Annotated in this window: 14 protein-coding genes; 7 read left to right on the top strand and 7 right to left on the bottom strand. The window is 69.5% G+C overall.

Features of this window, described 5'->3' with window-relative positions:
• Nucleotides 1-65: 65 nt before the first annotated feature.
• The gene (locus tag ACPEEZ_RS07995) at nt 66-2,576 is read right to left on the bottom strand and encodes a DNA gyrase/topoisomerase IV subunit A (RefSeq protein ID WP_423917211.1); all 2,511 of its coding nucleotides are present in this window, start codon (nt 2,574-2,576) and stop codon (nt 66-68) included.
• 219 nt (nt 2,577-2,795) lie between these two features.
• Between ACPEEZ_RS07995 and ACPEEZ_RS07990 the strand changes: the two genes are divergently transcribed.
• Nucleotides 2,796-3,824 carry an alkaline phosphatase family protein gene (locus tag ACPEEZ_RS07990; RefSeq protein ID WP_423917208.1) on the top strand — a complete coding sequence of 343 codons (1,029 nt, stop codon included), beginning with the start codon at nt 2,796-2,798 and terminating at the stop codon, nt 3,822-3,824.
• Nucleotides 3,825-3,856: 32 nt separating this feature from the next.
• Here ACPEEZ_RS07990 and sepH read toward each other — a convergent pair whose 3' ends face one another.
• The gene (sepH, locus tag ACPEEZ_RS07985; protein ID WP_423917206.1) at nt 3,857-4,996 is read right to left on the bottom strand and encodes a septation protein SepH; all 1,140 of its coding nucleotides are present in this window, start codon (nt 4,994-4,996) and stop codon (nt 3,857-3,859) included.
• Between the two features lie 197 nt (nt 4,997-5,193).
• On the opposite strand from sepH, the gene ACPEEZ_RS07980 reads away from it, so the two are divergent.
• Nucleotides 5,194-5,484, top strand: a complete 291-nt coding sequence (locus ACPEEZ_RS07980) for a DUF4193 domain-containing protein (RefSeq protein ID WP_423924214.1) — start codon at nt 5,194-5,196, stop codon at nt 5,482-5,484.
• Here the strand turns inward: ACPEEZ_RS07980 and ACPEEZ_RS07975 are convergent.
• Nucleotides 5,459-5,914 carry a DUF3093 domain-containing protein gene (locus ACPEEZ_RS07975; RefSeq protein WP_423917203.1) on the bottom strand — a complete coding sequence of 152 codons (456 nt, stop codon included), beginning with the start codon at nt 5,912-5,914 and terminating at the stop codon, nt 5,459-5,461. The genes ACPEEZ_RS07980 and ACPEEZ_RS07975 overlap by 26 nt on opposite strands.
• Nucleotides 5,915-5,952: 38 nt before the next feature.
• On the opposite strand from ACPEEZ_RS07975, the gene dut reads away from it, so the two are divergent.
• From dut to dxs, 5 genes are all read left to right on the top strand, one after another.
• Nucleotides 5,953-6,408, top strand: a complete 456-nt coding sequence (gene dut, locus ACPEEZ_RS07970; RefSeq protein WP_423917200.1) for a dUTP diphosphatase — start codon at nt 5,953-5,955, stop codon at nt 6,406-6,408.
• A 41-nt stretch (nt 6,409-6,449) separates the two neighbouring features.
• Complete coding sequence (locus tag ACPEEZ_RS07965; RefSeq protein ID WP_423924213.1) at nt 6,450-7,124, top strand: DUF3710 domain-containing protein; 675 nt, start codon at nt 6,450-6,452, stop codon at nt 7,122-7,124.
• A gap of 7 nt (nt 7,125-7,131) precedes the next feature.
• The gene (locus ACPEEZ_RS07960; protein ID WP_423917198.1) at nt 7,132-7,902 is read left to right on the top strand and encodes a DUF3159 domain-containing protein; all 771 of its coding nucleotides are present in this window, start codon (nt 7,132-7,134) and stop codon (nt 7,900-7,902) included.
• Nucleotides 7,903-8,071: 169 nt separating this feature from the next.
• Nucleotides 8,072-10,888 carry an aconitate hydratase AcnA gene (acnA, locus tag ACPEEZ_RS07955; RefSeq protein WP_423917195.1) on the top strand — a complete coding sequence of 939 codons (2,817 nt, stop codon included), beginning with the start codon at nt 8,072-8,074 and terminating at the stop codon, nt 10,886-10,888.
• A gap of 127 nt (nt 10,889-11,015) precedes the next feature.
• Nucleotides 11,016-12,953: a 1-deoxy-D-xylulose-5-phosphate synthase gene (gene dxs / locus ACPEEZ_RS07950; protein ID WP_423917193.1), complete on the top strand. Its 1,938-nt coding sequence runs from the start codon at nt 11,016-11,018 to the stop codon at nt 12,951-12,953.
• Between the two features lie 100 nt (nt 12,954-13,053).
• Here the strand turns inward: dxs and ACPEEZ_RS07945 are convergent, their stop codons facing one another.
• The 4 genes from ACPEEZ_RS07945 to ACPEEZ_RS07930 form a co-directional block, all read right to left on the bottom strand.
• Nucleotides 13,054-15,195 (bottom strand): 3-hydroxyacyl-CoA dehydrogenase NAD-binding domain-containing protein, encoded by a 2,142-nt coding sequence (locus ACPEEZ_RS07945; RefSeq protein ID WP_423917190.1) that lies wholly within the window; start codon nt 15,193-15,195, stop codon nt 13,054-13,056.
• Entirely contained in the window at nt 15,192-16,397 is a 1,206-nt protein-coding gene (locus ACPEEZ_RS07940) for a thiolase family protein (protein WP_423917187.1), read from the bottom strand. Before ACPEEZ_RS07940 ends, ACPEEZ_RS07945 begins: the two co-directional genes overlap by 4 nt.
• Nucleotides 16,398-16,469: 72 nt before the next feature.
• Entirely contained in the window at nt 16,470-17,702 is a 1,233-nt protein-coding gene (locus ACPEEZ_RS07935; protein ID WP_423924212.1) for an HRDC domain-containing protein, read from the bottom strand.
• A 73-nt stretch (nt 17,703-17,775) separates the two neighbouring features.
• Nucleotides 17,776-18,372: a DUF3000 domain-containing protein gene (locus tag ACPEEZ_RS07930; protein WP_423917184.1), complete on the bottom strand. Its 597-nt coding sequence runs from the start codon at nt 18,370-18,372 to the stop codon at nt 17,776-17,778.
• Between the last annotated feature and the right edge of the window lie 69 nt (nt 18,373-18,441).

Raw genomic sequence — 18,441 nt, 5'->3', positions numbered from 1 at the left:
CCCGCGCCTCCTGCTCGATCCGAGATCTCGATCTCAGCCAGGCGAGCAGGAGGCACGGCTCGGCGTCACGACGCCGGCTCGGCTCCGGCCTCGGCCCCCGTCGCCGAGTCGACGATGTGGGCGACCGACGAGCCGACCGAGGCCACGATGCCCTCCAGCGGCGTGCCGGACGCGTCGCGTCGGACGAGTGCCTCGGGCAACGTCCGCACGCCACCGTCGGCTCCCACGGCCCGGGCGGGCGATCGCCCGACCCACGCCAGTGTCAGGGTGTCCTCGCCCTTGAGCAGGGCGTGCGAGCGGACACCGCCGGTCGCGCGGCCCTTGGCCGGGAACTCCGCGAAGTCGCTGAGCTTGGCCCGCCCGGCATCGGTGCCGGGGATCGTCGAGGTGCTGCCGGAGACGGTCGCGACGACCGCCTCCGCACCGGCGGCGACGGCCCCGAAGAAGATGACGGACGCCGAGTCGGGGACGGACATGCCCGCGATGCCACCGCCGGCCGGTCCCTGGGGGCGCACGGACGAGGCCGGGAACCGCAACAGTTGCGTGGCCGACGTGACGAAGACGAGCTCGTCGTCGTCCGCGCCCTGGGCGACGCCGACGACGGAGTCGCCCGCCTTGAGCGTGATGAGCGGAAACTCGGGCTTCGCCGGATACTGCCCGGTCGCGACTCGTTTGACGACACCCCGGGCGGTGCCGAGGGCGATCGTGCGGTCCGCGGTGAGCGAGACGAGAGCGAGGACGCGCTCCTTCTTGTCGGCGAGACCGATGTAGTCGTGCACCGGCACTCCGGCTCCGAGCTGCACCGAGGTCGGCGGCACGGACGGCAGGTCGACCGGTGTGAACCGGATCAGCCTCCCCGTCGACGTGACGGCGCCGATCTCGGTCCGTGTCGACGTGTCGATCGACGACAGGATCGCGTCGTGCTTCGTGCGCCGCGTCGGGGGAGTCGGCACATCCGAGGACGGATCCTGGTGGTCGACCCGCAGGAGGCGGCCGGTGGTCGAGAGGAACACCCGCGTCGGGGTGTCGGCGATCTCCAGCACGGGGGCGTTCTTGCCGCGACCGGTCGTGGCCACGCTCGGCTTCGCCTCGGTCAGCAGCGTCCGACGGGGCGTGCCGAACTGCTCGGCGATCTCGCCCATCTCGGTCGACACGAGGGCCCGGAGGCGCGCCGTGCTGCCGAGCAGCTCGCGGAGCTCCTCGATGGCGGCGCGCAGGTCGTCCCGCTCGCCCTCAAGCTCGATGCGGCTGAACTTGGTCAGACGGCCGAGTCGGAGGTCGAGGATGTACTCCGCCTGGATCTCGCTCAGATCGAAGACCTCGATGAGCTTGGCCTTCGCCTGGGGGCCGTCGTCGCTCGAGCGGATCACCTGGATGACCTCGTCGATGTCGAGGATGGCGATGAGCAGTCCCTCGACGAGGTGGAGGCGGTCCTCCTTCTTGCCGAGACGGTAGCGACTGCGACGCGTGACGACCTCGATGCGGTGGTCGACGTAGACCTGCAGCATCTCCTTCAGCCCGAGCGTGCGAGGTTCGCCCTTGACGAGGGCGACGTTGTTGATGCTGAAGCCGTCTTCGAGCGGCGTGTAGCGGTAGAGCTGCTCGAGGACGGCCTCGGGGCTGAAACCGGTCTTGATGCCGATGACGAGGCGCAGTCCGTGGTGGCGGTCGGTGAGGTCGGTGACGTCGGTGATGCCGGTGAGCTTCTTGTTCTGCACACCGTCCTTGATCTTCTCGATGACCTTCTCGGGCCCGACGAGATAGGGCAGCTCCGTGACGACGAGCCCGCTCTTGCGAGCCGTGATGCTCTCGACCGCCACCTTGGCGCGGGTCTTGAAGCTGCCGCGCCCGGTCGCGTAGGCGTCGCGGACACCGGCGAGACCCGAGATCGTCCCACCGGTCGGCAGGTCGGGTCCGGGTACGAACGCCATGAGGTCGTCGAGGGTCGCGGCCGGGTTCTCGATCAGGTGACGCGCGGCGCCGACCACCTCGATCAGGTTGTGCGGCGCCATGTTCGTCGCCATGCCGACCGCGATGCCGCTCGCGCCGTTGACGAGGAGGTTCGGGAACGCAGCCGGGAGCACCTCGGGCTGCATCAGCTGGTTGTCGTAGTTGGGGACGAAGTCGACGACGTCCTCACCCAGACTGAGCGTCATCGCCAGGGCGGCCTCGGCGAGGCGCGCCTCGGTGTACCGCGGCGCCGCGGGACCGTCGTCGAGCGAGCCGAAGTTGCCGTGGCCGTCGATCAGGGGCACCCGCATCGTGAAGGCCTGCGCCTGACGCACCATCGCGTCGTAGATGGCCGTGTCGCCGTGCGGGTGCAGCTTGCCCATGACCTCGCCGACGACGCGCGCACTCTTCACGTGGCCGCGATCCGGACGAAGACCCATCTCGGACATCTGGTACAGGATGCGTCGCTGCACCGGCTTGAGACCGTCGCGGGCGTCGGGCAGCGCCCGCGAGTAGATGACGGAGTAGGCGTACTCGAGGAAGGACCCCTGCATCTCGGCCGAGACGTCGACGTCTTCGATTCGCTCGCCGCTGGCGGCCGTGCTGGCGTTGTCGGTCGTGGTCATGCACTTCTCACGATGAGGAGGCGCGGCGCGCCTGCGATGGACGAAGGGGATCGGGCCGCGACCGCAGTCGGCGGAGCCGCGAGGAGCGCGAGCCGCTGTGTCAGACTTGTGCCGATGACGACCATGTTACCGGCGCGTCCGCCTGGAGCCGCGAGCTTGGCCGACGTGATCCCCTCGTGTCTGACGTCCCTGCAGGGGAGCGGGGAGAACGCTCTCAAGTTGCCGGCCGCACGCTCGTCGATCGTCGTCCTCGTGGACGGGCTCGGCGCCTCCTCGTTGTCCGCGCGTCGTGGGCACGCACGGGCCCTCACCGCGGGCAAGGGCACGCTCTGGTCGGGGTTCCCGTCCACGACGGCCGCGGCGCTGGCGACGCTCACGACGGGAGCGCTGCCCGGCGAGCACGGGCTGGTCGGCTACACGGTGCTGGACCCTGAGAACGATCGCGTCGTGAAACAGCTCTCGGGGTGGGACGCGAAGATGCGGCCGGCCGACTGGCCGCGACGCCGCCCGCTGTTCGACAGCGTGCCCGGGGTCCGCAGCCACGTGGTCGCCGCTGGCCGCTACAGGTCGTCGGGGCTGACGCAGGCGATCCTGTCGGGAGCCGAGTTCGTCGTGGCCGACGCGGTGGAGGACCGCTTCGCTCGGGCGTTCGACATCGTCTCGGGGCCGGGTGCGTCGCTGGTCTACCTCTATATACCCGAGCTCGACATGACCGCCCATCGGCTCGGCTGGGAGTCCAGCGACTGGACGGCCGCGCTCGAGACCGTCGACGCGTGCGTCCGGGGTCTGGCCGACCGTCTGCCCGCGGACGCGGGCATGCTGGTGACGGCCGATCACGGCGTCATCGATGTCTCGGAGCGCCGTCGCATCGTGTTCGGCGGCCGACCCGAGTTGGTCGCGGGTGTCCGACACGTCGCGGGTGACCCCCGAGTCCTGCAGCTGCACTTCGATCCGGGTGCCGACGACGCGCTCCGGCAGCAGACGGTCGACGCGTGGCGGGCCGCCGAGTCCGAACGCGCCTGGGTGGCGACGCGCGACGAGGCCGTCGCGGCCGGCTGGTTCGGCCCGGTGGACCCGGTCGTACTGCCGCGCATCGGCGACCTGATCATCGCGGCCCGGAAGGGCGTCGTGTACTACGACGGACGATCGAACGGGGGGCTCGCCGGCGACATGATCGGCCAGCACGGCTCGTGGTCGTCGGAGGAGACGCAGGTTCCCCTGAGACTCTTCGGGGCGTATTCGGCCTGAGGCGGACCCGTCGCCCGCGGAGGGCCGGCCCCTTAAGCCGGATCGTCGTCCGAGCGCGCGCCGAAGACGATCTCGTCCCAGCTGGGCATCGACGCGCGTCCACGAGGCTTCCGCGGAGTCGCATGCGTCGGCATCGGCGGCCGTGCCGCCGGGCGTGATGTGGGCCGCGCGTCGTCCAGAGGACCGGCGACGACGGGTTCGTCGGTCGTCTCGGGATCGGTCGCGACGACGATCGGGGTCGGCTTGGTCTCGCCCTCGGGGAGGGTGAAGTCGTCGAGCGGCACGTCGATCACGCGGATCGTCCCGGTCGAGGGGTGTCCGCTGCGGGGATCGTCATCGGTGAACCTCGCGGCCTCACGCTCACCCCGCCGGCGGCGAAGGGCCTCGAGCAGATCCGCCGTCTGGTTGTGGGCGGGGGCGTGGGACTCGGGGTCGCGATTCATGGCGGCCATGGAGGCGGCGGACCGGACGTCGGGTCGCAGGCGGTCGGTCGCCGCATCGTCGGCCGGGGCGTCAGCGGGCTGGCCGTCGATCCGGAACGCGCCGCTGTCGAAACGAGTGGACTCGTCGTCGACGGGTGAGGCGACGGCCCGGAGGCGGGGGATCAGCGGGCCGATGTCCTCTTTGTGCTGCGACAACGTGTGGGCGTCGCCCTGCAGAGGTGCCAGCGAGAGCTTCTTCGGATCGAAGCGCCACGTCGCATCGCGCTCGATCTCGTGGGTCGTGAACGAGACGTGGACGACCCAGCCGTGCTCGGCGTCCTTGTAGGACGTCCACTCCCGGTCGATCGCCTCGGCACTGTCCAGACGTCCGTCGATGACCGGCCCGAACGTCGAGCCCTCCGGTTCGTCGTCGTCGGCCACACTCACGGGGACGGCACGCGCGGTGGACAGCACGAACTCGCGCTCGGCGAGCACCGGCCCCTCGAACCGCCGGACGTAGTCGAGATCGGCCCCGGTGATCTCCGCGACCTCGCTCGCCGTCTTACCCGCACGGATGTGCGCTTGGACCTCCCGCGGCGGCGCCTTGCGCTCGACGGGGGACGAATCGGGACTCGCAGCGCGCAGCTGGGAGTGAAGGGAGTGCGTGACCGGCAGGCGGAACTCGCTGCCCGCGTCGGTTGCGACGAGCAGCGCTCCGCTCTCGACGCCGATGACCTTCAGTTCCTGCATTTTTCACGCCTTTCACCGTCGTGATTCGCAGGCAAGACTCCCACGTCGACGGCGCGAATCCGGGGAATACGGCGGGCGTGCCGCGAGTTCTGATGGGGCGGCCTCGAGGCCGCGGCGACCGGTTTGCTATTCGACAACGAGTGATGCAAACTGTGCCCGCCGATTTTGGTACACGATCTATACAGAACTGGATGGGCATGGCCACCGACTACGACGCACCTCGCAAGAACGACGACGAGTCCGAGTCGATCGAGGGGCTCAAGGAGCGGGTCCCCGACAAGATGACGGGCGTCGTCGACGACGACGCCGACAACCCGGGTTCGTTCGAACTCGCCGGCCAGGATCTCTCCGACCTCGATCTCGACGTCGTCGTCCTGCCCCCGCAGGTGGACGAGTTCACCTGCGTCGAGTGCTTCCTCGTGAAGCACCGTTCGCAGCTCGACCACGAGACGAAGCTCGGACCTATCTGCCGGGAGTGCGCTGCCTGATCCCGTCGAGACCCCGCACCACCTCGTCCGGCTTTCTGGTCGACACGAGCCAATAGGGAGCGGGGTCCGACTCGTCCGTCAGTGACACCTTCACGACGGGCTTCACCCAGCCCCGGAAGAGGGTCCAGGCTCGCGCGTCGAGCCGGGGCCCTCTTTCTGCTGTCGCGGCCGAGCCCGTGAAGGCAACGGCCTCGCCGATCTCGTGCGGGTAGAGCCGGGCGCGCCCCGCCGCGAATCCCTCGGCATCGATCGTCAGCACGGGAGACGTCAGCACCAGCGCGAGGACGGCAGCGACGTAGAACACGATGGCCGCCACGACGCCGACCACCTCGTTGATCGGCAAGAAGACGAGCAGGGTGGCGGGGATGAGCAGGGCGGTCGCGAGAAAGACGGTGAGCGGCGGCAGGAGACGCTCGCGGTATTCGGTCATGGGACTATTCGACCAGACTTCTGCACTACCCTCGACACGTGAATCAGACCCTCGACGTCCTCATCGCGGCCGACCGGGTGCCGGTGTACTCGCATCCCGGTGACGCCGGCGCCGATCTCATCTCGACCGAGACCCTGACGCTTCGCGCGGGTCACCGAGCCCTCGTCGGCACGGGTGTCGCGATCGCCCTCCCCGAGGGGTACGCGGCCTTCGTCATGCCCCGCAGCGGTCTCGCGGCGAAGCACGGCATCACCGTGGTCAACGCGCCGGGCACCGTCGATGCGGGCTACCGTGGCGAGATCAAGGTCAGCCTGTTGAATACCGACACCGAGGCCGACTACGACATCGCCGTCGGCGACAAGATCGCCCAACTCGTCATCATGCCCGTCGTCCGCGCCTCGTTCGTCGAGGTGGACACGTTGCCGGACAGCGTCCGGGGCGACGGAGGGTTCGGGTCGACGGGGTACGCCCACAACGCAGGAGGAACACCGTGAGGAAGTCGAAACGCGCCGCTCTCGAGGCGGCTCAGATCGAGATCGACACCGAGACCGCCGACGTCAACGACGTCGAGGTCGACGTCGAGAACCTCGCCGACGCGGAGGTCGAGGTCTTCGACGACTCCAAGTCGGCTCCGGCCGATCGTGCCGACGTCGGCCCCCTCGACGAGACCGAGGCCAATCCCGTCCGTCCGTACGTCGACCTCGGTGGTGTCAAGATCCTCCCTCGCGAGGGTCTGCACCTTCGGCTCGAGGTGGAGGAGGGCAGCAAGCGCGTCGTCGCCGTGGGTCTCGACTTCGCCAAGTCGACGCTCCAGATCCAGCCCTTCGCGGCGCCCCGCACCACCGGTCTCTGGAACGAGATCCGCGAGCAGATCTCCGAGCAGATCCGCCGCCAGGGCGGCACGACCGCCGAGGTCGACGGGCCGTTCGGCCCCGAGGTCCGCGCCGAGATCCCGGTGATGGGTGGCGACTCGGGCACGACTCGTCTGGCCCGTTTCATCGGCGTCGATGGCCCCCGGTGGTTCCTCCGCGGTGTCATCGCGGGCGACGCCACCGTCGACCCCGAGGCGGCCGAGAAGATCGAGGAGCTCTTCCGTAGCGTCGTCGTCGTGCGTGGCACGACGCCGATGCCCCCGCGCGACCTCATCCCGCTGAACATGCCGAAGACCGGTCCGGCCGACGGTGGCAGCGCGGCCACGACGCAGGTCTGACGCCGCGATGGCGGTCTCGCACGACGACGGTGCCCCTGGCCGGGGTGACGATGCCACGGATGACGGTGCCCGCGTCTCGCTGAGCGCCCATTTGCGTGCCGCGGCGCAACGCGCAGGCATCGGCCAGGTGGCTCCGGGCGAGGTCCCCACGGCCGGCGCCCTGCTCAAGGCGATCGGCGGTGTGCGCGGGCTCGTCGAGTCGATTCTGCCCGGGCTCCTCTTCGTCGTCGTCTACACGCTCACGCGCGAGCTGGTCCCCTCGGTCGTCATCCCCGTCGTCGTGGCGGTGCTCTTCGTCGCGGCCCGGGCCGTCCGCCGGGGGCCTATCGCTCAAGCCCTGGCCGGCGTGTTGGGTATCGCCATCTCGGCCGCCCTCGCGCTCATCACGGGTCGCGCGGAGGACAACTTCGTTCCGGGTTTCTTCATCAACGCCGGGTCGTTGCTGGTCATGCTCGTGAGCATCGCCGCCCGTTGGCCCCTGATCGGCGTCATCGTGGGGCTGCTCACGAACGAGGGCGTCGAGTGGCGTCGGGATCGCGCAAAGCGTCGGGTGCTGACACTCGCCACCCTCCTCTGGGCCGGGCTGTTCGCCGCCAGGCTCGCCGTGGAGCTCCCGCTCTTCTTCGCCGGGGAGGTCGCGGTCCTCGGGGCCGTGAAGCTCATCATGGGCGTTCCGCTCTACGCGATGCTCCTCTGGGTGACGTGGTTGCTGGTCCGGACCGTCTACGCGGGGCGCCAGGCGACCGCACGGACGAGCGGGTCGGAGACTCGCGACTGATCCGGTGTGGCTGAATGCCGCCCCGTGCCTCCGGTGCTACATTTATCTCGACATCGAGATAAATCGTCCGGGTCGATCATGCGGTCGACTTCGGACTTAGGCTGGCCTCGCTGGCGGAGCTGCTCGCTTCCCGGCAACGATGGGGCGTAGTCAGCAAGGGAGACGGCACGTGTCTGCAATCAATAGTTTCGGCTCGAAGGACAAGCTCACGGTCGGCGACACCGACTACGAGGTCTACCGCATCGACGCGGTGGACGGGTCCGAGAGACTTCCATTCAGCCTGAAGGTCCTCCTCGAGAACCTGCTCCGCACCGAAGACGGTGCGAATGTCACGGGCGACCAGATCAAGGCCCTCGGCTCCTGGCAGCCGACCGCCGAACCCGACACCGAGATCCAGTTCACGCCGGCGCGCGTGGTCATGCAGGACTTCACCGGTGTGCCCTGCATCGTCGACCTCGCCACCATGCGCGAGGCCGTCTCGGCCCTCGGCGGCGACCCGACCAAGATCAACCCGTTGGCACCGGCCGAGTTGGTCATCGACCACTCGGTCATCGCCGACCTGTTCGGCACCCCGAACGCCCTCGAGCGCAACGTCGAGATCGAGTACGAGCGCAACGGCGAGCGGTACCAGTTCCTCCGCTGGGGTCAGACCGCGTTCGAGGACTTCAAGGTCGTCCCGCCGGGCACCGGCATCGTGCACCAGGTCAACATCGAGTACCTCGCCCGGGTCACGTACACCCGCGAGGTCGGCGGTGCGCTCCAGGCCTACCCCGACACGCTCGTCGGCACCGACTCGCACACGACGATGGTGAACGGCCTCGGCGTGCTCGGCTGGGGCGTCGGCGGCATTGAAGCCGAGGCGGCCATGCTCGGCCAGCCCGTGTCGATGCTCATCCCCAAGGTCGTCGGCTTCAAGCTGACCGGCTCGATCCCCACCGGTGTCACGGCGACGGACGTCGTCCTCACGATCACGCAGCAGCTGCGCCGTCACGGCGTCGTCGGCAAGTTCGTCGAGTTCTACGGCGAGGGCGTCGCCGAGGTGCCGCTCGCCAACCGCGCCACCATCGGCAACATGAGCCCCGAGTTCGGCTCGACGGCCGCGATCTTCCCGATCGACGACGTGACGCTCGACTACCTGCGTCTGACCGGTCGCAGCGAGGAGCAGATCGAGCTCGTCGGTGCCTACTCGAAGCTCCAGGGGCTCTGGCACGACCCCTCGGTCGAGCCGGTCTACAGCGAGTACCTGGAGCTCGACCTCGCGACGGTCGTGCCGTCGATCGCCGGCCCGAAGCGCCCGCAGGACCGCATCGAGCTCACCGAGGCCAAGTCGCAGTTCGAGATCGACCTCGGCTCGTACGCGACGACCGACCACTCCGGTGTCGACGCAGCCGTCGAGGGCACCTTCCCGGCGTCCGACCCGGTCGGGTTCACGGCCCAGGACGAGACCTCGTCGCACGCGCTGTCGCACAGCCACACGTCGCACGCCCCGGCCAAGGTCTCCAAGCCGTCCGAGGTCACGCTCGAGGACGGCTCGTCGTTCACTCTCGACCACGGCGCCGTCGCCATCGCCGCCATCACGTCGTGCACCAACACGTCGAACCCCTCCGTCATGCTCGCCGCGGGCCTCCTGGCCCGTAACGCGAGCCAGAAGGGCCTCAAGGCCAAGCCGTGGGTCAAGACGACCCTCGCGCCCGGCTCCAAGGTCGTCACCGACTACTACGAGAAGGCCGGTCTCACGACCTACCTCGAAGACCTCGGCTTCTACACGGTCGGCTACGGCTGCACGACCTGTATCGGCAACTCCGGTCCGCTGCTCGACGAGATCTCGACCGCGGTGCAGGACAACGACCTCGCCGTGACGGCCGTCCTCTCGGGCAACCGCAACTTCGAGGGACGCATCAACCCCGACGTCAAGATGAACTACCTCGCGAGCCCGCCGCTCGTCATCGCGTACGCCCTCGCCGGGTCGATGAACTTCGACTTCGAGAACGACGCGCTCGGCACGGGTTCCGACGGCACCGACGTCTACCTGCGCGACATCTGGCCCGAGGCCTCCGAGGTCCAGAAGACCATCGACGAGTCGATCGACACGGGCATGTTCACCCACGAGTACGCCGGTGTCTTCGACGGTGACGAGCGCTGGCGTTCGCTGCCGACGCCGACGGGCGCGACGTTCGAGTGGGACAGCGAGTCGACCTACGTCCGCAAGCCTCCGTACTTCGACGGCATGACCCTCGAGACGACGCCCGTGACCGACATCGACTCGGCGCGCGTGCTCGCCAAGCTCGGCGACAGCGTCACGACCGACCACATCAGCCCCGCCGGCTCGATCAAGGTCGACAGCCCTGCCGGTCACTACCTCGCCGAGCACGGCGTCGACCGCAAGGACTTCAACTCCTACGGTTCGCGTCGGGGTAACCACGAGGTGATGATCCGCGGCACCTTCGCGAACATCCGCCTGAAGAACCAGCTGCTGGACGGCGTCGAGGGTGGCTACACGCGCGACTTCACGCAGCCCGACGCGCCGCAGACGTTCATCTACGACGCCAGCTCCCGCTACCAGGAGCAGGGCACCCCGCTCGTCATCCTGGGTGGCAAGGAGTACGGCTCGGGATCGTCGCGTGACTGGGCGGCCAAAGGCACGAGCCTCCTCGGTGTCAAGGCGGTCATCACCGAGAGCTTCGAGCGCATCCACCGGTCGAACCTCATCGGTATGGGCGTCGTCCCGCTGCAGTTCCCGGCGGGGGAATCGTGGGACTCCCTCGGTCTCGACGGTACCGAGTCGATCAGCATCAGCGGTCTGACCGCGCTGAACGACGGCGTGACCCCGAAGACGGTGCACGTGACGGCCACGCCGACCGAGCACTCGCCTGCGGGCAAGGGCACGGTCGAGTTCGACGCCGTCGTCCGCATCGACACCCCGGGTGAAGCCGACTACTACCGCAACGGCGGCATCCTGCAGTACGTGCTGCGGTCGCTCGTCTAGCCGGCAGCCTCGCGTCACGCGAAAGACCCTCGGGCAGCCTGAACGCTGCCCGAGGGTCTTTCGGCTCTTCTCGATGGCTCATGCCTAGACTGAAACGATTGCCGTGGGGGCAAAGAAGGGAGTGGGTATGAGCCTGCTCGAAACGATCCGTGGACCCCGAGACCTCGACGGCCTGTCCGACGACCAGATGGTCGAACTGGCGACCGAGATCCGCGCGTTCCTCGTGGCCGAGGTCTCGAAAACCGGTGGCCACCTCGGTCCGAACCTCGGCGTCGTCGAGCTCACGCTCGCGATCCACCGCGTGTTCCACTCGCCCCACGACGCCATCGTCTTCGACACGGGTCACCAGTCGTACGTGCACAAGCTCGTGACGGGTCGGCAGGACTTCAGCAAGCTCCGCCTCCGGGGCGGGCTCGCCGGCTACCCGCAGCGCTCCGAGTCGGTGCACGACATCGTCGAGAGCTCGCACGCGTCCAGTTCGCTGTCGTGGGCGGACGGCATCTCCCGCGCGTTCCAGCTGACCGGTCGCGACGACCGGCACGTGGTCGCCGTCGTGGGCGACGGCGCGCTCACGGGCGGCATGACGTGGGAGGCCCTGAACAACATCAGCGACGACAACGACCGTCGTCTCACGATCGTCGTCAACGACAACGGCCGCTCGTACGCCCCCACGATCGGCGGCATGGCCCGTTTCTTGAACAACGTGCGGACGCGCAGCGCGTACCGCGAGCTGCACGTGAGCAGCCGAGCCGTGTTCGACCGGCTGGGGCACCCCGGTCGCGCCGTCTACCGCGGCGTCCGCGGCGGTCTGCACGGGTTCCTCAGCCGGTTCACGAACAACGAGGCGCTGTACTCGAACCTCGACATCAAGTACATCGGCCCCATCGACGGTCACGACCAGGTCGCGATGGAGGAGGCGCTACGCCAGGCCAAGAACTACGGCGCGCCGGTCATCGTGCACGCGATCACGCAGAAAGGCCGTGGCTTCGACCCGGCCGTCCATGACGTGGCCGACCAGTTCCACGCCGTGGGCCAGATCGACCCGGAATCGGGCGAGCCGCTCGAGACCGTGAGCGCATCGTCGTGGACGTCTGTGTTCGCCGACGAGATCGTCGACATCGCCGCCGAGGACGAGACGGTCGTCGGCATCACGGCGGCCATGCTCCGCCCCGTCGGGCTGCACAAGCTCGCGGAGCGGTTCCCGGCCCGGGTCTTCGACGTGGGCATCGCCGAACAGCACGCCGTCACGTCGGCGGCGGGGCTAGCGTTCGGTGGCCTGCACCCGGTCGTCGCGCTCTACGCCACGTTCGTCAACCGTGCGTTCGACCAGGTGCTCATGGACGTCGGCCTGCACAAGGCCGGCGTGACGTTCGTCCTCGACCGCGCGGGCGTGACCGGCCCCGACGGGCCCAGCCACCACGGCATGTGGGACCTGGCGCTGCTGCAGATCGTGCCGCACATCCGCCTGGCCGCACCGCGCGACGCGAGCCGCCTGCGCGAGGAGCTCCGCGAGGCGGTCGCGGTCACGGACGCGCCCACCGTCGTCCGATTCTCGAAGGGCAGTGTCGGCGCGGAGCACGAGGCCATCGAGCGCCTCGCCGACGGCGTCGACGTCCTCGCGCGGGGTGAGCGCGACGACGTCCTGCTCGTCTGCGTCGGTCCGATGGCGACCGTGGGCCTCGACGTCGCCGAACGCCTCGCCGACCAGGGCATCGGTGCCACCGTCATCGACCCCCGGTGGGTCGTGCCGGTGCCCGAGTCGGTCATCGACCTGGCCCGCGACCACCGACTCGTCGTCAGCATCGAGGACGGTGTCCGTGTCGGCGGCATCGGCACGCGCATCCGCCAGGACCTCCGCGAAGCCGGCGTCGACACGGCCGTGACCGAGCTCGGCCTGCCCGACGAGTTCCTCGAGCACGGGTCGCGCGCCGAGATCCTCGAGCAGGTCCGACTCACCCCGCAGCACATCGCCCGCGACGTCGTCGCGCAGGTGCTCGGCAGCAAGATCCCGGTGGCACGGCCGCTCGACGAGGCCGACGCGCAGCTCGACGTCCGCCGCGACTGAGACGCTACGGGCGCGATCTGCCCACCCGCGCCTCCTCGGCGCCACGCACGAAGGCCGTGTCACGAACGAGTCGTGACACGGCCTTCGTGCTGCCGGGAGCCTAGGAGGCGGTGAGCCGGTTCTCGACGCCCCTGATCGGAGGCGTGTGGAACGTCGTGCCCCGGACCCGCTCGGTCGCGCCGACCCGGTCGAGGTACGGCGTGACACCGCCCATCTGGAACGGGTAACCGGCCCCGAGGATGAGACACAGGTCGATGTCCTCGGCCGCGGCGACGACGTGGTCGTCGAGCATGCGCCCGACTTCGTCGGCGAGTCCGTCCTCGATCTTCAGGCGGAGCTCGTCGTCCGTGAGAGCCGTCCCCGGCCCGGCGGCGAGGGCGACGGCCTTCTTGTCGAAGCCCTTGCGCTTGCCCTTCGCATCGCGGTCGAAGATGTGCCCGTACTCGGCGAGGCGATGCAGGCCCTCGCTCGCGTGGAATCGATCGGGGAAGGCCGCATGATGCGTGTCGAGCACGTGGGCGCCGACCGTCAGACCGACCAGCTCGAGCAACTCGAACGGCGTCATCGGCAGACCGAACGGCGCCGTGGCGCGATCGACGACCTCGAACGGTGTGCCGGTCTCGACGGCGTGCATCGCCTCACCGAGCAGCTTCGCGAGGATGCGGTTGACGACGAAGCCAGGGGTGTCGGCGGTGATGACCGCGTTCTTCCGGAGGGCCTTCGCCGTGACCATGGCGGTGCTGAGCGTCTCGTCGTCGGTCTGAGCGGTCTTGACGACTTCGACCAGCGGCATCACGGCGACCGGGTTGAAGAAGTGGAACCCGACCAGGCGCTCGGGGTGCGCGAGCTTCGCCCCGATCTGCTCGACCGACAGCGAGGACGTGTTCGTCGCGAGCACGGCGGTCTCGGCTACGACGGCCTCGACGCCGGCGAAGACGTCCTGCTTGACCTGGAGCTCCTCGAAGACGGCCTCGATGACCCAGTCGGCGTCCGCGAAGTCGGCGAGATCGGTCGTGCCGGTGATCAGGGCCGTGAGCCTGTTCGACTCGTCACGCGAGATGCGGCCCTTGGTCGCCAACTCGCCGATTTCGGCCCGGATACGATCGAGCGCCGCGTCGACCCGTTGCTGATCGAGGTCGGTGATGACGACCGGGACCCGCAGCCGGCGAACGAAGAGCAGGGCGAACTGGGAGGCCATCAGACCTGCACCGACGATGCCGACCTTCGTAATCGTGCGCGCCAGCTCCGGCGAGGGGGCGCCGGCGGGCCGCTTCGCACGTTTCTGGACGAGGTCGAACGCGTACATGCTCGCCTGGAACTGGTCGCCCGCGACGAGATCCGCGAGAGCGTCGTTCTCCGCCTCGAAGCCGGTCTGCCGGTCGGTGTTCTTGGCCGCCTTGAGGAGCTCGAGCGCCGCGTACGGCGATTTCGCGACCGTTCCGATGCGCGACTCGAGGGTCTTCCGGGCGATGCCGATGGCGGCGTCCCACTTGACAGCGCGCTCGAGCTTGCCCGGCACGTTCGGCCGCTTGACCTGGGTGCGACCGGCGACGACGCCGTCCGCCCAGCGGATCGAGTCCTCGAGGAACGACGCGGGGCCGAACATGACGTCCACGATGCCCAGGTCGAGAGCGTCCTTCGGCTTGAGCGTGCGGTTGTTCTTGAGCGGGTTCTCGACGACCACCTTGAGGGCGTTCTCGATGCCGATCAGGTTCGGCAGCAGCCAGGCCCCGCCCCAACCGGGGATGATGCCCAGGAACACCTCGGGCAGCGCGATCGCCGCGGCGGACGAGTCGACCGTGCGGTAGTCGGCGTGCAGGCCGATCTCGACACCGCCGCCGAGCGCGAGCCCGTTGACGAAGACGAACGTCGGCACGCCTGCCTCGTGCAGCTTGCCCAGCACCTCGTGGCCGAGACGGGCCAGCTCACGGGCGACGTCGCGACTGGGGATGGCGCTGACCTTGCTGAGGTCGGCACCCGCCGCCAAGAAGTAGGGCTTGCCCGTGACGGCGATCGCCGCGATGTCTCCCGACGCGGCACGCTCGCGCAGTCGGTCGAGCGCCGCGCCGAACTCGAGGAGTGTCGCGGGGCCGAGGGTCGACGGCCGGGTGTGGTCGCGGCCGTTGTCGAGGGTCACGAGCGCCAGGACGCCGCCGCTCGGCAACGGGACGTCGCGCACGTAGGAGTGCGTGACGACCTCGTCGGCCGAGAGCTCGGTGAGTTGTTCCGCTGCCGTGCTCATGCCCGTGCCGCCTTTCGCGAGTAGTGCGGGTTCTCCCAGATGACGCTGCCGCCCTGACCGAGGCCGATGCACATGGCCGTCAGGCCGTAGCGCACCTCGGGGTGCTGCTCGAACTGGCGCGCGAGCTGGATCATGAGCCGGACGCCGGACGAGGCCAGCGGGTGGCCGACGGCGATCGCGCCGCCCCAGGGGTTGACGCGCGGGTCGTCGTCGTCGATGCCGAAGTGGTCGAGCAAGGACAGCACCTGCACGGCGAACGCCTCGTTGAGCTCGAACAGGCCGATGTCGTCGATGGACAACCCGGCCTTGCGGAGTGCCTTCTCGGTGGACGGCACCGGGCCGATGCCCATGATCTCGGGCTCGACGCCGGCGAACGCGAAGCTGACGAGCTTCATCTTGGGGGCGAGACCGAACTCGCGGGCCGCGTCGGCCGAAGCGAGCAGGCTGACCGTCGCGCCGTCGTTCAGACCGGACGAGTTGCCGGCCGTGACGCGGCCGTGCGGGCGGAAGGGGGTCCGCAGCGTGGCGAGGCCCTCCATCGTCGTCTCGGGGCGCGGTGCCTCGTCGCGGGTCGCCAGCCCCCAGCCCTCGTCGGTCTTGATGGCGACGGGGATCAGGTCGGGCTGGATCTGCCCGGCCTCGTAGGCCGCGGCGAGCTTCTGCTGCGATCGCATGGCGTAGCGGTCGGAGCGCTCCTTGGTGAGGTGCGGGAACCGGTCGTGGATGCGTTCGGCGGTGTTGCCCATGTTCAGGGCCTCGCCGCTCACCAGCTTCTCGGCGACGAAGCGCGGGTTCGGGTCGGCGTTGAATCCCATCGGGTGGCGTCCCATGTGCTCCACCCCGCCGGCGATCGCGATGTCGTAGGCGCCGAAGGCGATGCCACCGGCGATCGTGGTCACACTCGTCATCGCGCCGGCGCACATCCGATCGATGGCGTAGCCGGGCACCGACTGGGGGAGGCCGGCCAGCAGCGCCGTCGTGCGACCGAGCGTGAGCCCCTGGTCCCCCTGCTGGGTCGTCGCCGCGATGGCGACGTCGTCGATCCGATCGAGCGGGACAGCCGTGTTGCGGGCCATCAGACCCTGCATCGCCTTGACGACGAGGTCGTCCGCGCGCGTCTGCCAGTACATACCCTTGTCGCCGGCTCGACCGAACGGGGTTCGCACCCCGTCGACGAAGACGACATCTGTTCTCTCGGCCACATTGCCTCCCTGGTTCGGAACTCGTCCGATCCTAGGGAGGGGGTGTCGCGCCGGTGAATCCTTTGCTTGTTCCTACGAAGCGTCCGGGTCGGAGGTCGAGGCGTCTTGGCGGGCCTCGACAAAGGCATCGGCGATGATCAGCGACACGGCGTCGATCTGCCACTCACGCGCCCCGAGAGAGCGCAACTCGGAGGCCACCGCGTCGGGCGTGAGATCGGCCGGCGGCTCCCAGGCGATCCGTCGGAGGTGCTCGGGGGTGAGCAGGTTCTCGACCGGCAGATCGTAGTCCTCCGCGATCTCGACGACCGCGGGGCGCGCCATCTTGTAGCGCGCGTCGGCGTCGGGATTCTTGTCGGCCCAGGACCGCGGCGGGGGCAGCAGATCGGAGGCGGGGCCCCGGTGCGAGGGGAGGTCGCTCGTCGCGAGACCGCGCTCGAGGGCGGCCCACCAGCGGTCGAGCTCGCTCCGACTGGCCCGGCCGACGAAGTCCTTCATGCCGGCCAGGGCCCGCTTGTCCGCGGGCAGGGCCTTGGTCGCCGCCAGCAGCGACGCATCCGGCACCAGACGGCCCGGGGCCGTGTCGATCTCGCGGGCGTACTCGTCTCGGGCGAGCCAGAGCTCGCGGGCGACGGCGAGCGACCGCTGGCCCCGGACGGAGTGCAACCCGGACAGCTTGCGCCAGGGCTCGGCCTTCGGCGGCTTGGCCTCGCGCTCGATCGTCGCGTCGAACTCCTGTCGGGCGATCTCGAGCTTGTTCTGCGACTCGAGCAGCGCGTGCATCGCGTCGCGAAGATCGACGAGGAGTTCGACGTCCAGCGCGGCATAGACGAGCCAGCTCTGGGGGAGGGGCCGGGTCGACCAGTCGGCCGCCGAGTGCTCCTTGGCCAAGTGCACGCCGAGGAGCTGCTCGACGACGGCGCCGAGCCCGACCTTGGGCAGTCCGGCCAACCGGGCGCCGAGCTCCGTGTCGAAGAGGGCGACGGGGTCGAGCCCGACCTCGCGCAGACAGGCGAGGTCTTGACTCGCAGCGTGCAGCACCCATTCCTCGCCGCCGATGACGTCCTGCAGCTCGGCGAACGAGCCGATCGCGGGCGGGTCGAACAGGAAGACGCCCGACCCGCGGCGGAACACCTGGATCAGATAGGCCCGCTGCGAGTAGCGGTAACCGGAGGCACGCTCGGCGTCGATCGAGATCGGGCCGTGCCCGGCACGGATCAGCTCGACGGCGGCCAGATAGGCCTCACGGTCGTCGATGACGTCGACGCGGCCGTGCACGGAGTCGGCCGTGCGGACGACGGGGTCGATCGACACGCGGGCCGGGGCCGCGGTCGACGACTCGGGGACGGAGGGGGCAGGAGCCGAGGAGGCGGCGGTCGCGTCAGTCACGCCCGACCCGCCTCGACGCCAGCAGCGTCACTCCTTCGACGGTCGGGGGGAGTCCGGCCAATGTGCAGATCAACTCGCTCCAGGCTTCGATGTGGGGAGCCAGCTCGGTCGAGGTAGGGCTCCAGGAGGCACGGAGTTCGAGCTGTGCACCGTCACCATGGGCGGCGAGCTCTCCGTAGCCGGTGGACAGGATCTTGGTGGCCGTGCCCGACGCGGCGTCGTAGTCGGCCCCGTGGGCGTCCAGGCTGTCGACGAGCCAGGTCCAGGCGACGTCGGCGACGAACGGATCGAGGGCGAGCTCGGTCTCGAGCGGTGCCTGGGCGAACGAGACGACGCGGAACGGGCCGCCCCAGGCCTCCGGCTCGTCTTCGTCGTAGAGCAGCACGAAGCGGCCGGTGCCGAGGTCGGCGTCGGCTCGGCCGCTCGCCCCGACGACGTCGCCGGCCAGGGCGAGAGCGTGCGGTGCGAGCCCCGTCGGGGCGGGGATCTCGGTCACGGCGAGGTCGTCACGGTCCATCGCACGGCGGAGGGAGTCGACGGCCGCGGCGAAGGCGGTCGGGGTCGACGGCGTCGAGGGATTGTCGGACACCTGAGCAGACTAGGCTCCCAGCAGAGTCACGGGTAGGCGGCACGCCGCAGCGAGCGGCACGACCGAACC

Source organism: Frigoribacterium sp. 2-23, from assembly GCF_049601585.1.
Lineage (GTDB): Bacteria > Actinomycetota > Actinomycetes > Actinomycetales > Microbacteriaceae > Frigoribacterium.
Note: the sequence above shows the minus strand (reverse complement) of the source record. Positions and strands in the feature narration are given on the sequence as shown.

Coding starts and splice junctions, on each gene's coding strand:
- ACPEEZ_RS07995 (WP_423917211.1), bottom strand. CDS start 2,576: ATGACCACGACCGACAACGCCAGCACGGCCGCCAGCGGCGAGCGAATC.
- sepH (WP_423917206.1), bottom strand. CDS start 4,996: ATGCAGGAACTGAAGGTCATCGGCGTCGAGAGCGGAGCGCTGCTCGTC.
- ACPEEZ_RS07980 (WP_423924214.1), top strand. CDS start 5,194: ATGGCCACCGACTACGACGCACCTCGCAAGAACGACGACGAGTCCGAG.
- ACPEEZ_RS07975 (WP_423917203.1), bottom strand. CDS start 5,914: ATGACCGAATACCGCGAGCGTCTCCTGCCGCCGCTCACCGTCTTTCTC.
- ACPEEZ_RS07960 (WP_423917198.1), top strand. CDS start 7,132: ATGGCGGTCTCGCACGACGACGGTGCCCCTGGCCGGGGTGACGATGCC.
- dxs (WP_423917193.1), top strand. CDS start 11,016: ATGAGCCTGCTCGAAACGATCCGTGGACCCCGAGACCTCGACGGCCTG.
- ACPEEZ_RS07945 (WP_423917190.1), bottom strand. CDS start 15,195: ATGAGCACGGCAGCGGAACAACTCACCGAGCTCTCGGCCGACGAGGTC.